Source organism: Rhizobium sp. BT03, assembly GCF_030053155.1.
GTDB lineage: Bacteria > Pseudomonadota > Alphaproteobacteria > Rhizobiales > Rhizobiaceae > Rhizobium.
Genome location: NZ_CP125640.1, coordinates 2,746,425 through 2,759,574, shown reverse-complemented (window position 1 = coordinate 2,759,574; position 13,150 = coordinate 2,746,425). Strand labels below are relative to the sequence as shown.

Here is a 13,150-nt window from a genome sequence, read left to right as displayed (position 1 = left end):
CGATCCCTTACCTCAAGAGAGGATTTTCATGACAGACGCCCAATGGCACGCCGACCCGCTCACCTGGGGAACCGGACCCCGTAGCTTCGAAATCTTTCTGGAGCCGACCTGCCCCTATTCGGTCAGAGCCTTCAACAAGCTCGATGCGCTGCTCAGCCAGGCCGGCGAAGACAAGATCACCGTCAAAATCCGTCTGCAGTCACAGCCCTGGCACATGTATTCCGGCGTCCTCGTCCGCTGCATCATCGCGGCCTCGACGCTGGAAGGCGGCAAGGAAACCGCCAGAAAGGTGATGGCCGCCATCGCGGCGCATCGCGAGGAATTCGAGTTCGACCACCACGCCGGCGGGCCGAACATGGACGTGACACCGAACCAGATCATCGAGCGCCTGGAAGGCTATAGCGGCGTGAAGCTGAAGGACGTCTTCGCAATCCCGGATCTCGACCGGGAGATCAAATGGCACTGCAAATATGCCCGGCAAAACGGCATCCACGTGTCACCGACCTTCGTGATCGATGGGCTGGTGCAGGCGGATATGAGCAGCGGCGATGAGGTTGGAACCTGGGTGAAGAAGGTGTTGGGCCACTGACGCCGGCTATGCCGACGGGCTAAAATCGCAAACGCTGACGCGTCGGAAGACTTATGGCGGAGAGGGTGGGATTTGAACCCACGATACCCTTGCAGGTATGCCGCATTTCGAGTGCGGTGCATTCGACCACTCTGCCACCTCTCCGCGGTCAGGTCGGCGCTTGTTCGGCGCGGGCGTTCTCATAACGGGCCTATGGCGGGTTGGCAAGCCGAAAAGTCGAAGCATTCCATCCTTTTGCCTTGACACTTTTTTGTCACTCGCGTATCTCGGCTGCGCAATAGGTTCGGAGTAATCCGTGCCTTAGCCGTCCCGCGCTCGCGCGGGGCTTCACCGGCAGGACGAATTCGAGGATTAGCCTCTGAAATCCCTGCTTAACCTAGACTGATAAAAAGACGGCCACCCTGCTGATCAGCGGGGAGAGCTGGAACGAACATGAAAGGATAAAAAATGTTCGCAGTCATCAAGACCGGCGGTAAACAGTACCGTGTGGCAGCCAACGACGTGCTGACCATCGAAAAGCTGGAAGCCACCGCTGGCGACTCCATTGAATTCACCGAAGTGCTCGTGATCGGCGAAGGCGCCGACGCTGCGATCGGTGCGCCCTTCGTTACCGGCGCCTCTGTCAAGGCAGAAGTCGTCGAACAGAACCGCGGCAAGAAGGTCATCGCCTTCAAGAAGCGCCGCCGTCAGAATTCGAAGCGTTCGCGCGGCCATCGTCAGCATCACACGGTCGTCCGTATCACGGACATCGTGGCTGCCAAGTAAGATCAACGGGACAAGGTTTAAAGGAGAACTCCAATGGCACACAAAAAAGCTGGCGGTTCCTCGCGCAACGGTCGCGATTCCGAATCCAAGCGCCTTGGCGTGAAGAAGTTCGGCGGCGAAGCCGTCATCGCAGGCAACATCCTCGTGCGTCAGCGCGGGACGCAGTGGCATCCGGGTTCCAATGTCGGCCTCGGCAAGGATCACACGATTTTTGCGCTTACCGCCGGCAATGTGAACTACCGAACCAAGGCCAACGGTCGCGTCTACGTGTCTGTCATGCCGAAAGCGGAAGCAGCGGAATAAGCCGGTAGCGCTCTAAAACAGCCGGCGTCTCATCGACCCGGCTGGCCGTACCAGGTTCAGTCCAGAAAACAGGGGAGATGGGGCGCCATCTCCCCTTTTTCTTTGTCCAAACAGGAGGACTGAACATGCAAGGCGAATTGTTAAGGGCAGACCAATCACGGTCTCCCCGGGAAGACCAACGGTCTCCCATGGAACGGCTGAGGCCGGAACGGTTAAGGACCGATTGCCCTGTCTTGTTATCGGAAAGGCTCGTCATGCGCGCGCCCCACGAAGAAGACATCGACGCCCTTGCCCATCTCGCCAACAACGCCAAAGTCGCCACCATGGTATCGCGTATGCCGCACCCCTATACCGCCGATGATGCCGCCGACTTTGTTTGGCGTACGCGAAATGGCGAGATTGGCAAATGCGTCTATGCGATCACCAAGGCCGAAAACGGCGCCTTTATCGGCTGCTGCGGTGTCGAGCCGCATGCCGACGGCAGGACCGTCGAGATCGGCTATTGGCTGGGCGAGCCCTATTGGAACCAGGGTTATACGACAGAGGCCTGCCATGCCCTCGTCGATATGGTGTTCAGAACCCGCGAAAACGTCGATCAGATCGACGCCCGCTGCCGGGTGATGAACGTCGCCTCGCGCCGCGTCATCCAGAAGTGCGGCTTCCAGTTCCAGGGATCGGGGCTTGCCGCCTCGCTGGCGCTCGGCAGCAACGTGCCGGTGGAATGGTACCGGCTCGACCGCAAGACCTGGATGTCGCTCAGAAGCTGGGGGAACATCGCATGAGCACGACCGCGCTGCAAAGGCCGGAGTTGAGGCCGACGATGCCAGGCCCGGCGCCTGTCATCTCGACATCACGGCTGACGCTCCGCCCTCACAGGCTGAGCGATGCGCCAGCGATTGCGGAATCGCTTTCCGATTTCGCCGTCACGCGCATGCTGTCCCGCGTCCCCTCGCCGTTCGACCGGCAGGATGCGCTGGACTGGCTGGTCCCGGTCACCTCGGGCGCCTTGCCGGACTGGCCGCTGGCGATCACCGGCAAGGACGATGTCCATATCGGCAACGTCTCGATCGAACTGCGGCACGGCCGCTGGCACCTCGGCTATTGGCTGAACCGCTACTACTGGCGGCGCGGCTATATGAGCGAGGCGGTGGCTGGAATTATCGAGCGCTTTTCGCGCCGCATGCCGGAGACGCCGATCCATTCCGGCGTCTTCGCCGACAACCCGGCTTCGCTCAGATTGCAGGAGAAGCTCGGTTTCCGCATGGTGGGCTGCGGCGAAATCTATTGTTTCGCCCGCAACACCATGGTCTCGCACATCGAAACCGTGCTGCAGCCGGGCATGCTGCAGCCGCGGAAGGTTGCCTAATCGAAGAAAGGGGGACGCCGCCCGACCGGCGGCGTCTCCGTCAATTCCCGATCTCGACCCAGAGCGGGAAATGATCGGAGCCGACGGATTGCGTATCGATCCGGGCGGATTGCAACCGGTCCTTGAGGCCGCAACTGACGAAGCAATAATCGAGATGCATGCGTTCGCCCCGATCTTCGGGATTCATCCAGGTGTAGCTCTCCGGGCGGTAAGCTTCGAGCGCCTCAAAGGCGTCGACCGGCGTGCCGATCCTGGTGATACGGCCGTAATATCCGCCGCCGGCACCGGCAAGCGCGCAATATTCCGGCGATTCCGGCTCCATGTTGAAATCGCCCAGGATAACGTAATCCTCCGGCAGCGGCGGCTCCGGCAGATCGAGTTCGCTACCCCCGGTCAGCGACCCGCCCTCGTGGACGAAAGCGTTGATATGCGCGTTCAAGAATTGCAGCTGGCGGATGCGCTCGTCCGGAGAGACATGGTCGAGATGGACGGAATAGACCCGGATCGCGCCCCCGGGTGCCGCGATCACCGCCTCGGTCGCACCGCGCTGCAGATTGATCTTGCCGATCGTGCGGCTGCGCGGCAGAAGCAGCGTCCGGGTCGAAAGGATCGGCCAGCGCGACAGCACCATATTGCCGAACTGAAAGCGGGTTCCCCGCATCGGCGGACGCTCGCTTCCGGCAGCCTCGACATGCATGTCGCAGGCCGGCCCATACACCCAGAAATGGTCGGGAAAGAGGGCAGCAAGGTCGGCCGCCATATCGGCAAAACCGTTGCGCGCGAAGCCGCGGGTCACCTCCTGCAGCGCGATGATATCGGCGCCCTCGAGGCTCCGGGCAATGCGCTTAAGATCGTATCTGCCGTCGAGACCGAAGCCGTACTGTATGTTATAGCTCGCAAAATTCACGATAATCTTTGACCTCCGTCGGAACCGCCTATATCGAATGGGCCAAGACGGGCCGTCCAACTGCCACCGGATACTGGAAGTAAAATGAAATTTCTCGACGAAGCAAAGGTCTATATCAAGTCCGGAGACGGCGGCGGGGGCAGCGTTTCCTTCCGGCGCGAGAAATTCATCGAGTTCGGCGGCCCCGACGGCGGCGATGGCGGACGCGGCGGCGATGTCTGGGTCGAGACCGTCAACGGCCTCAACACGCTGATCGATTTTCGCTATCAGCAGCATTTCAAGGCGACGATCGGCACCCACGGCATGGGCAGGAACCGCACCGGCGCCAACGGCAGCGATGTGACGCTGAAAGTGCCGGTGGGCACCCAGATTTTCGAGGAAGACCGGGAAACGCTGATCTGCGATCTCACCGTCGAAGGCCAGCGCTATTGCCTCGCCCATGGCGGCAATGGCGGCTTCGGCAACGCCCATTTCAAGACCTCGACCAACCAGGCGCCGGATTGGGCCAATCCCGGCCTGCCCGGCGAGGAAAAGACCCTCTGGCTGCGGCTGAAGCTGATTGCCGATGCCGGCCTCGTCGGCCTGCCCAATGCCGGCAAGTCGACCTTCCTGGCTTCCGTCACCCGCGCCCGGCCGAAGATCGCCAACTACCCCTTCACCACGCTGCATCCCAATCTCGGCGTCGCCACCATCGACGAACGGGAATTCATTCTGGCCGATATTCCCGGCCTGATCGAAGGCGCCCATGAGGGTGTCGGCATCGGCGACCGGTTCCTCGGCCATGTCGAGCGCACCCGCGTGCTGCTGCACCTCGTCTCCGCCCAGGAGGAAAAGGTCGGCAAAGCCTATAAGACGGTGAAGCACGAGCTCGAAGCCTATGGCAACGAGCTGACTGATAAGCCGGAGATCGTGGCGCTGTCGCAGATCGACGTGCTCGACGAGGCCGAGCTGAAGAAGAAGACGAAGGAACTGGCCAAGGCCTGCGGCAAGACCCCGTTCCAGATTTCGGCCGTCACCGGCAAGGGCATGACCGAGGTTCTGCGCGCGCTGCGAGATATCATCGTCGAGGAAAATGCCGAGGAAAAGCCGGCCAAGGTGCCGAAGCTGCGCCATCGCGACATTGTTGTCGCCGATGAGGCTGAGGACCTTGGCGAGGATGGGGCCGATGACCAGCCGTAAGCCGCTCGGCCGCTACCGCCGCATCGTCATCAAGATCGGCTCGGCCCTGCTGGTCGACCGTAAGGCCGGGCTGAAGAAGGCCTGGCTCGACGCCATGTGCGCCGACATTTCCAGCTTGAAGGCCAAAGGCATCGACGTGCTCGTCGTATCCTCCGGCGCAATCGCGCTCGGCCGCTCGGTGCTCGATCTGCCGTCGGGCGCGCTGAAACTGGAGGAAAGCCAGGCAGCGGCCGCCGTCGGCCAGATCACGCTTGCCCGCGCCTGGTCGGAAAGCCTGTCGCGGGACGAGATCGTCGCCGGCCAGATCCTGCTGACGCTCGGCGACACCGAGGAGCGCCGGCGCTATCTCAATGCGCGCGCCACCATCAATCAGCTTTTGAAAATCGGCGCCGTGCCGATCATCAACGAGAACGACACGGTCGCCACCAGCGAAATCCGCTATGGCGACAATGATCGCCTGGCCGCCCGCGTCGCGACGATGACCGGCGCCGACCTGCTCGTCCTTCTCTCCGATATCGACGGCCTCTACACCGCGCCGCCGCATCTCGACCCGGAGGCGACGTTCCTGGAGACGATTTCCGAAATCACCCCGGAGATCGAGGCGATGGCCGGGGGTGCGGCTTCCGAGCTCTCGCGCGGCGGCATGCGCACCAAGATCGATGCCGGCAAGATCGCCACGACATCGGGCTGCGCGATGATCATCGCCTCGGGCAAGACTGAAAGCCCGCTGTCGGCGATCGAAAACGGCGCGCGTTCCTCCTGGTTCGCGCCGTCGGGCACACCGGTCACCGCCCGCAAGACCTGGATCGCCGGGCAGCTGCAGCCGGCCGGCGAACTGCGTGTCGATGACGGCGCCGTCACCGCCCTCGGGGCCGGCAAGAGCCTGCTTCCCGCCGGCGTGCGCGGTGTTTCCGGCCTGTTCAGCCGCGGCGATACGGTGGCGATCGTCGGCCCTGAAGGGCGCGAGATCGCCCGCGGACTGGTCAGCTACGATGCTGACGACGCCCGGCGGATTGCCGGCCGCAAGTCGGCCGAGATCGAGGCCATTCTCGGTTATCCCGGCCGCGCCGCCATGGTCCATCGCGACGATATGGTGATGACCGCGCAGATCAGACAGAAATCGGAAAGGCAGAAGAAGGACGCGGCCCATGCTTGAGACCGTTGCGGCAAGCCCCGATATTGACGCGCTGATGAATGACATCGGCCGCAAGGCAAAGGCTGCCGCGCGACCGCTGAGCTTTGCGTCCACCGAGGTCAAGAACAGGGCGCTGAACGCCATGGCCGATGCGATCCTGGCCAACAAGGCTGCGATCCTGGCCGAAAACGCCAAGGATCTGAAAGACACCCAAGGCAGCGACATGCTCGCCTCCTTCGTCGACCGGCTGACGCTGAACGACAAACGCGTCGCCGAGATGGCCGAGGGAATCCGCGCCATCGCCGCCCTTGCCGATCCGGTCGGTGAAGTCATCGCCGCCTGGGACCGGCCGAACGGGTTGAAGATCGAGCGCGTCCGCACGCCGCTCGGCGTCATCGGCGTCATCTTCGAAAGCCGGCCGAACGTCACCGCCGATGCCGGCGCCCTCTGCCTCAAGGCCGGCAACTCCGTCATCCTGCGCTGCGGTTCGGATTCGCGCCGTTCATCGCAGGCGATCCATGCCTGCCTGGTCGAAGGCCTGAAGGCGGCCGGACTTCCAGAGCATGCTATCCAGCTCGTGCCGGTCACCGACCGCGCCGCCGTCGGCGCCATGCTGCGCGGCCTGGACGGAGCGATCGACGTCATCGTGCCGCGCGGCGGCAAGAGCCTTGTCGCCCGCGTGCAGAGCGAGGCCCGCGTGCCGGTTTTCGCCCATCTTGAGGGCCTCTGCCATATCTATGTCGATGGTTCGGCCGATATCGAGATGGCCAAGCAGATCGTCGTCAATGCCAAGATGCGCCGCACCGGCATCTGCGGCGCCGCCGAAACCCTGCTCGTCGATGGCGCCGCGATCGGCACGCATCTGACGCCGCTGCTCGAGGTCCTCACCGCGGCCGGCTGCGAGGTCCGCGCTTCGCCGACGGTGCTGAAAGTCGCCGCCGGCCTGAAGCCCGCGACCGAGGAGGACTGGTCGACCGAATATCTCGACGCGATCATTTCCGTCGCCGTCGTCGACGGCATATCGGGCGCGATCGCCCATATTCAGAAATATTCCTCGAACCACACCGAGGCCGTGATCGCCGAGGACCCCGATGTCGTCGCGCGGTTCTTCACCGAAGTCGATTCGGCGATCCTGCTGCACAATGCCTCGACGCAGTTTGCCGATGGCGGCGAGTTCGGCATGGGCGCGGAAATCGGCATTGCCACCGGCAAGATGCATGCCCGCGGCCCGGTCGGCGTCGAACAGCTGACCTCGTTCAAATATCGGGTGCACGGCGCCGGACAGACGCGGCCCTGACGTGACAGCGGAGACTGTGGACCGGCATTATCTGCGCATGCCGCACAGCGAGCGCGGCATGGTCGTCGGCCTGTTCGGCGGTTCGTTCAATCCGCCGCACCAGGGCCATGCGCTGGTCGCCGAGATCGCCATCAAGCGGCTCGGCCTCGACCAGCTCTGGTGGATGGTCACCCCGGGCAATCCGCTGAAGAGCCGCAACCAACTGGCGCCGCTTGCCGAGCGCATTGCCGAAAGCGAGCGTGTCGCCGCCGATCCGCGCGTCAAGGTCACCGCCTTCGAACAGGCGCTCGGCGTCAGCTACACCGCCAATACGCTCGCCCGGGTCAAGGCCCGCAATCCGCATGTGCATTTCATCTGGATCATGGGCGCCGACGGCCTGCAGACCTTCGACAAATGGCAGAAATGGCAGGAAATCGTCCGCACCTTCCCGATCGCCGTGATCGACCGGCCGGGCGCGACACTCTCCTACCTCTCCTCGAAGATGACGAGGACCTTCGATTTCGCCCGTGTCGACGAGGACGACGCGCGCATTCTCTGGAAGAAACCCGCGCCGGCCTGGACCTTCATCCACGGCCCGCGCTCCGGCCTGAGTTCGACGGCAATCCGCAACGGCGCGCTGCCGGGCAGTTCCGAATAGGCTGATTTTTAAGGAAACCCCGGAAACGAGAAAGCCCGACGGGGGAGGATCCGTCGGGCTTATAAACTCGATCGACAACTGGGAGGAGGAATGTTGTCGACCCTATCGAACGGCTATGGGAGGAGGAGAAGGCCGTTTCGATGAGTATGTTGTACCATATTCCGCCAGAAGATGAATATCAATTTGTGCAATGCAGCAATGCGGGCGCTGCAATCCTGTCGCGGAGAGCCCGCAGAGCACAGCCGCTTTTAGTAGCAACCCAGCGAGATAGCCTTTGGAAAGGTGAGCCTTATCGGTTGGATTGGCGCTCATTAGGAACGTTGCGCGTTCGCGGATTTCCGTTTCTCACAAAGCCATGCGCTCCACGAATAGGTGAGTGCCGGAACGGTCAACCGATGCCGTTATATTTTGTTGAATACATCCACTAGCCAAAGAATGCGCACCGTTATATTCGTTGCAATATTTCGAACTTCGGGAGTCATCATGCAGAACCGCCGCCAATGGATGAAACTGGCAACCGCCGCAATCGCGGCCCTGTGGCTTGGGGCGGCAGCGCTGCCGACACCTGCCGCCGCGGCCGAAAAGCTCACCGTCTTTGCGGCGGCAAGCCTGAAGGATGCGCTCGATGCCGCCAATGCCGCCTGGGCCAAGGAGAGCGGCAGGCAAGCCGTCGCCTCCTATGCGGCAAGCGGGGCGCTCGCCAAGCAGATCGAGAACGCGGCACCCGCCGATGTCTTCATCTCGGCCGACCTTGCCTGGATGGACTACCTCGCCGAGAAGAACCTCATCAAGGCCGGCAGCCGTTCGAACCTACTGGGCAACCGGATCGTGCTCGTTGCTGAAAAGGCCAAGGCAAAGCCGGTCGAGATCAAGCCGGGCTTCGATCTCGCAGCGCTTTTGAGTGATGGCAAGCTCGCCATGGGTGAGCCGAAATCGGTCCCGGCCGGCAAATACGCCATGGCCGCCCTCGACAAACTCGGCGTCTGGAAATCCGTGGAAAGCAAGGTCGCCGGCGCCGAGAGCGTGCGCGCCGCCCTTGCCCTCGTCTCCCGCGGCGAAGCGCCCTACGGCATTGTCTACCAGACGGATGCCGCCGCCGATAAGGGTGTCGCCGTCGTCGGCACCTTCCCGGCCGATTCCCATCCGCCGATCATCTACCCGATCGCCATTCTTGCCGAGAGCAAAAACCCGGATGCGGCGGCCTATCTCGATTTCCTGAAATCCGACAAGGCCGCCGCCTTTTTCACGGCGCAGGGTTTTACTGTCCTCAAGTGATTGAGCGGTTGGCATGATTGCGGAATCAATAGCGACAGCCTAGCGTAAGGGCTCACTGAGGCTCAGGCTGCTGACAAAGTCGGCCAACTCCTCTTTCGTCATGCTCGGGCTTGTCCCGAGCATCTGCCCCCGGTCGATAGGGCAGCAGATCCTCGGCACAAGGCCGAGGATGACGTCGGAGAGGGAGAGAGACTTGTCGCCAAACTGAGGCTCGCCTCAGCGAGCCTTTGATGTTGGAGACAATCGCATTTGGACATCTTCGGCCTGAGCAATGAGGAATGGACGGCGATCCTGCTCAGCCTGCGCGTCTCTTTTGTCGCCATGCTGGCGAGCCTGCCCTTCGGCATCTTCGTCGCCCTGCTGCTTGCCCGCGGCCGCTTCTGGGGCAAGTCGCTGCTGAACGGCATCGTGCACCTGCCGCTGATCCTGCCCCCCGTCGTCACCGGCTTCCTTCTTCTCATCCTGTTCGGCCGCCGCGGTCCGGTCGGCAGCCTGCTCGACCAGTATTTCGGCATCGTTCTTTCCTTCCGCTGGACGGGTGCAGCACTCGCCTGCGCCGTCATGGCCTTTCCGCTGATGGTGCGCAGCATCCGCCTGTCGATCGAGGCGGTCGACCGCAAGCTGGAGGAGGCGGCCGGAACCCTCGGCGCCGGTCCCGCCTGGGTGTTTTTGACGATCACCCTGCCGCTGACCCTGCCCGGCATCATCACCGGCATGATCCTGTCCTTCGCCAAAGCGATGGGCGAATTCGGCGCGACGATCACCTTCGTCTCCAACATCCCGGGCGAAACCCAGACGCTGTCATCAGCGATCTACACCTTCACCCAGGTGCCGGGAGGCGACGCCGGCGCGCTGCGCCTGACGTTCGTCGCTATTATCATTTCCATGGCCGCGCTGCTCGCCTCCGAATTCCTCGCCCGCCTCGCCTGCCAAAGGATCGATCCGGAATGACGCTGATCGTCGCGGCAAAACAAAGGCTCGGCGGCTTTTCGCTCGACGCCGCCTTCACCTCCGAGCGTGGCGTCACCGCGCTGTTCGGCCGCTCCGGCTCCGGCAAGACCTCGCTGATCCGCATCATCGCCGGCCTCGCCCGCCCGGACGAAGGCCGCGTCGTCCTCGACGGCGAGGCCCTGACCGAAACCGCAACCGACACCTTCGTCCCCAAACATCGCCGCCGCTTCGGTTATGTCTTCCAGGAGGCCCGGCTCTTCCCGCATCTCAGCGTCCGCGCCAATCTCTCCTACGGCCGCTGGTTTACGGCGAAAACCGCAGGCGGCGAGAGCTTCGAACACATCGTCGACCTGCTCGGCATCGGGCCGCTGCTGGAGCGCAGCCCGGCAAAACTTTCCGGCGGCGAAAAGCAGCGCGTCGCCATCGGCCGCGCCCTTCTCGCCGCGCCCCGCCTGCTGCTGATGGACGAACCGCTGGCGGCCCTCGACGAGGCGCGCAAGGCCGAGATCCTGCCCTATCTAGAGCGATTGCGGGACCAGACCGAAATTCCGATCATCTATGTCAGCCATTCGATCGCCGAGGTGGCGCGGCTGGCAAACCAGGTGGTCGTCCTCAGCGACGGCAAGGTGGAAGCGATCGGCCCGGCCGTCGACATATTGAGCCGTCCGTCTGCGGCGGCTGATCGGAGAGAGGCGGGCGCGCTTCTCGAAGGCACGGTCGAAAGCTTCGATCCACGCCACCACCTGTCGACTGTCGCGCTGAAATCTGGCCAGTTGCACATCCCCGGTGCAGCGCTTGCGCCAGGCAGGCCGGTGCGCATCCGCATTCCGTCGCGAGACGTCATGCTGGCGACCGCCAGGCCCGAGGGCCTCAGCGCACTGAACATTCTCGAAGGCAGGATCGCGGCGATATCGCCGGACGAGGACGGAACGGTGGAAATCCGGCTCGATTGCGGCGGCGACACCATTCTCTCTCGCATCACAGTGCTGTCCTGCGAGCGCCTCGATCTTCAGCCCGGCAAGACCGTCTTTGCCGTCATCAAGACGGTTGCTCTGGAGGCCTGAACAGCGCCTCCCCAAAGGCTGCGCCCCCTTACAGCCTGCGCTTGCCTTCGAGCCAGGCGAGATCCTCGGCGAGGCTTTCGCGTATCGTCTTTTCCATCCGGCGGAAACGCTCGAGCAATTCTTCGCCGAACGGCGTCAGCGCCGCGCCGCCGCCCTTCTGGCCGCCGCGCTGCGGCTCCACCACCTGTTCGCGGAACATCCGGTTCATTTCGCTGACCAGCAGCCACGCGCGGCGATAGGACATGTCCATCGCCCGCCCCGCCGCCGAGATCGATCCGGTGGCGCGGATATGCTCCAAGAGCTCCATCTTGCCGTGACCGAGACGATCCTCGTCCGGGAAGCTGATTCGCAGGACGGGCACGAGTGTTTTTGCGGCTGGATCGGTCATCGAATCGTGAAATCGTGAAATTTGCCGCACTTTACGCGGCGGTACGGAAACTGTACACCGCCCGCACCAGCAGCCCTCGCGGCAATATTCTTCAATTCGGACGCCAGATCGGATTTTCGACCGTTCTGTATCTTAGCACGTCTTGAAACATTAATGGTTTGATGCCTATCTTAACCATGATCCGATCCCGATCGGATCTTGTGTTGTGCATGGTTTGTCATTCCAGGAAAGGGAAAGCACTGACAACAGTACACGCCAAGGGAAAAACGTTCGCCGTTATCCCGAAGAGTGCGGAACGTGGCGCCGATGCCGCCGCCCGCGCCCTAGAAACCGTCCTCGCCAGCCTCGAGGACTCCAAAGCTGAAGATATCGTCACCATCGACATTGCCGGAAAATCGGCGCTGGGAGACTACATGATCGTCGTCTCCGGCCGCTCGAACAGGCATGTCATGGCGATCTCGGATCACCTGCTCACCGACCTGAAGGACGACGGCCTCGGCACGGCCCGCGTCGAAGGCCAGGAAGGCGGCGATTGGGTGCTGATCGACACCGGTGATATTATCGTGCATGTGTTCCGTCCCGAAATCCGCGAGTTCTACAACATCGAAAAGATGTGGGCGGCTCCGGATATGGATGAAGAAACGCGGCACTGACAGGCAGGCCGGCATTCTGTCCGGCGCCTGAACGTGGCATTGGCTGGCCGGGCAATAGGAAAACCGGCCGGTGGCGCCTCGTGCGCCCGATGTGCCGCATCAGCAGGAGCGGATGAATGCGAGTTGGTCTTTTTGCGGTGGGACGGCTGAAATCCGGCCCCGAAAAGGATCTTGCGGCCCGTTATTTCGACCGTTTCGCCAAGGCCGGCCCTGCCGTCGGCCTCGAACTTGCCCGTGTTGCCGAAGTGGCCGAAAGCCGCGCCTCCCATGCGGAAACCCGCAAGCGCGAGGAAGCGGCGCAGCTCGTGAAATCGCTTGCCGATGGCAGCGTCCTCATTCTTCTCGACGAACGCGGCAAGGCGCTCGACAGCGAAGCCTTCGCGGGCCTGCTTGGCGCCTATCGTGACCAGGGCAAACGCGAGCTGACCATCGCCATCGGCGGCGCCGACGGCCTCGATCCCTCCCTCTACGACCGTGCCGACGCCACGCTTTGCCTGGGTAAGATGACCTGGCCGCATCAGCTCGTGCGCACGCTGATTGCCGAACAGCTCTATCGCGCCGTGACCATCCTGTCCGGCCACCCCTATCACCGCGTCTGATGCAGCATCGGCCCGATGCGCCACATTGTCACGCAGCCGTGT

Annotated in this window: 16 protein-coding genes and 1 tRNA gene; 14 read left to right on the top strand and 3 right to left on the bottom strand. The window is 62.8% G+C overall.

What is annotated here, in order from left to right:
- Positions 1–28: 28 nt before the first annotated feature.
- Positions 29–589: a thioredoxin domain-containing protein gene (locus QMO80_RS13545; RefSeq protein WP_283197044.1), complete on the top strand. Its 561-nt coding sequence runs from the start codon at positions 29–31 to the stop codon at positions 587–589.
- 54 nt (positions 590–643) lie between these two features.
- Here the strand turns inward: QMO80_RS13545 and QMO80_RS13540 are convergent.
- Positions 644–733, bottom strand: a tRNA-Ser gene (locus QMO80_RS13540).
- Between the two features lie 303 nt (positions 734–1,036).
- Here QMO80_RS13540 and rplU point away from each other — a divergent pair.
- The 4 genes from rplU (at position 1,037) to QMO80_RS13520 (ending at position 3,023) form a co-directional block, all read left to right on the top strand.
- The gene (gene rplU / locus QMO80_RS13535; RefSeq protein ID WP_003543907.1) at positions 1,037–1,354 is read left to right on the top strand and encodes a 50S ribosomal protein L21; all 318 of its coding nucleotides are present in this window, start codon (positions 1,037–1,039) and stop codon (positions 1,352–1,354) included.
- Positions 1,355–1,387: 33 nt separating this feature from the next.
- On the top strand, positions 1,388–1,657 hold the full coding sequence (rpmA, locus tag QMO80_RS13530) for a 50S ribosomal protein L27 (RefSeq protein ID WP_003567620.1): 270 nt from the start codon (positions 1,388–1,390) through the stop codon (positions 1,655–1,657).
- A 125-nt stretch (positions 1,658–1,782) separates the two neighbouring features.
- Entirely contained in the window at positions 1,783–2,439 is a 657-nt protein-coding gene (locus QMO80_RS13525) for a GNAT family N-acetyltransferase (RefSeq protein ID WP_283197043.1), read from the top strand.
- Positions 2,436–3,023, top strand: a complete 588-nt coding sequence (locus tag QMO80_RS13520) for a GNAT family N-acetyltransferase (RefSeq protein WP_283197042.1) — start codon at positions 2,436–2,438, stop codon at positions 3,021–3,023. The genes QMO80_RS13525 and QMO80_RS13520 overlap by 4 nt, the downstream gene beginning before the upstream one ends.
- A 40-nt stretch (positions 3,024–3,063) precedes the next feature.
- On the opposite strand, the gene QMO80_RS13515 is transcribed toward QMO80_RS13520, so the two are convergent.
- A complete protein-coding gene (locus tag QMO80_RS13515; protein WP_283197041.1) occupies positions 3,064–3,930 on the bottom strand; it encodes an endonuclease/exonuclease/phosphatase family protein in 867 nt (288 codons plus the stop codon).
- A gap of 84 nt (positions 3,931–4,014) precedes the next feature.
- On the opposite strand from QMO80_RS13515, the gene obgE reads away from it, so the two are divergent.
- The 7 genes from obgE to modC all read left to right on the top strand — a co-directional run bounded on the left by obgE (position 4,015) and on the right by modC (position 11,468).
- Complete coding sequence (gene obgE, locus QMO80_RS13510) at positions 4,015–5,109, top strand: GTPase ObgE (RefSeq protein WP_283197040.1); 1,095 nt, start codon at positions 4,015–4,017, stop codon at positions 5,107–5,109.
- Positions 5,096–6,265, top strand: a complete 1,170-nt coding sequence (gene proB, locus QMO80_RS13505; protein WP_283197039.1) for a glutamate 5-kinase — start codon at positions 5,096–5,098, stop codon at positions 6,263–6,265. Before obgE ends, proB begins: the two co-directional genes overlap by 14 nt.
- Positions 6,258–7,541 (top strand): glutamate-5-semialdehyde dehydrogenase, encoded by a 1,284-nt coding sequence (locus QMO80_RS13500; protein ID WP_283197038.1) that lies wholly within the window; start codon positions 6,258–6,260, stop codon positions 7,539–7,541. The genes proB and QMO80_RS13500 overlap by 8 nt, the downstream gene beginning before the upstream one ends.
- A gap of 37 nt (positions 7,542–7,578) precedes the next feature.
- Positions 7,579–8,178 carry a nicotinate-nucleotide adenylyltransferase gene (locus QMO80_RS13495; protein ID WP_283200184.1) on the top strand — a complete coding sequence of 200 codons (600 nt, stop codon included), beginning with the start codon at positions 7,579–7,581 and terminating at the stop codon, positions 8,176–8,178.
- A 483-nt stretch (positions 8,179–8,661) separates the two neighbouring features.
- Entirely contained in the window at positions 8,662–9,453 is a 792-nt protein-coding gene (gene modA, locus QMO80_RS13490; RefSeq protein ID WP_283197037.1) for a molybdate ABC transporter substrate-binding protein, read from the top strand.
- Positions 9,454–9,702: 249 nt separating this feature from the next.
- The gene (gene modB / locus QMO80_RS13485; protein ID WP_283197036.1) at positions 9,703–10,404 is read left to right on the top strand and encodes a molybdate ABC transporter permease subunit; all 702 of its coding nucleotides are present in this window, start codon (positions 9,703–9,705) and stop codon (positions 10,402–10,404) included.
- Complete coding sequence (modC, locus tag QMO80_RS13480; protein WP_283197035.1) at positions 10,401–11,468, top strand: molybdenum ABC transporter ATP-binding protein; 1,068 nt, start codon at positions 10,401–10,403, stop codon at positions 11,466–11,468. Before modB ends, modC begins: the two co-directional genes overlap by 4 nt.
- A gap of 28 nt (positions 11,469–11,496) precedes the next feature.
- On the opposite strand, the gene QMO80_RS13475 is transcribed toward modC, so the two are convergent.
- Positions 11,497–11,856 (bottom strand): winged helix-turn-helix domain-containing protein, encoded by a 360-nt coding sequence (locus QMO80_RS13475; RefSeq protein ID WP_283197034.1) that lies wholly within the window; start codon positions 11,854–11,856, stop codon positions 11,497–11,499.
- Between the two features lie 209 nt (positions 11,857–12,065).
- On the opposite strand from QMO80_RS13475, the gene rsfS reads away from it, so the two are divergent.
- Positions 12,066–12,509, top strand: coding sequence for a ribosome silencing factor (gene rsfS, locus QMO80_RS13470; protein ID WP_003589592.1), 444 nt, complete (start codon positions 12,066–12,068; stop codon positions 12,507–12,509).
- Positions 12,510–12,625: 116 nt separating this feature from the next.
- Positions 12,626–13,108, top strand: coding sequence for a 23S rRNA (pseudouridine(1915)-N(3))-methyltransferase RlmH (rlmH, locus tag QMO80_RS13465; RefSeq protein ID WP_283197033.1), 483 nt, complete (start codon positions 12,626–12,628; stop codon positions 13,106–13,108).
- The last annotated feature ends 42 nt before the right edge of the window (positions 13,109–13,150 follow it).

Bases quoted from the DNA above. Each gene is read 5' to 3' on its own strand.
- proB (WP_283197039.1), top strand. From the start codon at position 5,096: ATGACCAGCCGTAAGCCGCTCGGCCGCTACCGCCGCATCGTCATCAAG.
- rpmA (WP_003567620.1), top strand. From the start codon at position 1,388: ATGGCACACAAAAAAGCTGGCGGTTCCTCGCGCAACGGTCGCGATTCC.
- QMO80_RS13475 (WP_283197034.1), bottom strand. From the start codon at position 11,856: ATGACCGATCCAGCCGCAAAAACACTCGTGCCCGTCCTGCGAATCAGC.
- QMO80_RS13520 (WP_283197042.1), top strand. From the start codon at position 2,436: ATGAGCACGACCGCGCTGCAAAGGCCGGAGTTGAGGCCGACGATGCCA.
- rsfS (WP_003589592.1), top strand. From the start codon at position 12,066: ATGGTTTGTCATTCCAGGAAAGGGAAAGCACTGACAACAGTACACGCC.
- modC (WP_283197035.1), top strand. From the start codon at position 10,401: ATGACGCTGATCGTCGCGGCAAAACAAAGGCTCGGCGGCTTTTCGCTC.
- QMO80_RS13495 (WP_283200184.1), top strand. From the start codon at position 7,579: ATGCCGCACAGCGAGCGCGGCATGGTCGTCGGCCTGTTCGGCGGTTCG.
- QMO80_RS13545 (WP_283197044.1), top strand. From the start codon at position 29: ATGACAGACGCCCAATGGCACGCCGACCCGCTCACCTGGGGAACCGGA.
- QMO80_RS13500 (WP_283197038.1), top strand. From the start codon at position 6,258: ATGCTTGAGACCGTTGCGGCAAGCCCCGATATTGACGCGCTGATGAAT.
- obgE (WP_283197040.1), top strand. From the start codon at position 4,015: ATGAAATTTCTCGACGAAGCAAAGGTCTATATCAAGTCCGGAGACGGC.
- modA (WP_283197037.1), top strand. From the start codon at position 8,662: ATGCAGAACCGCCGCCAATGGATGAAACTGGCAACCGCCGCAATCGCG.
- rlmH (WP_283197033.1), top strand. From the start codon at position 12,626: ATGCGAGTTGGTCTTTTTGCGGTGGGACGGCTGAAATCCGGCCCCGAA.
- rplU (WP_003543907.1), top strand. From the start codon at position 1,037: ATGTTCGCAGTCATCAAGACCGGCGGTAAACAGTACCGTGTGGCAGCC.
- QMO80_RS13525 (WP_283197043.1), top strand. From the start codon at position 1,783: ATGCAAGGCGAATTGTTAAGGGCAGACCAATCACGGTCTCCCCGGGAA.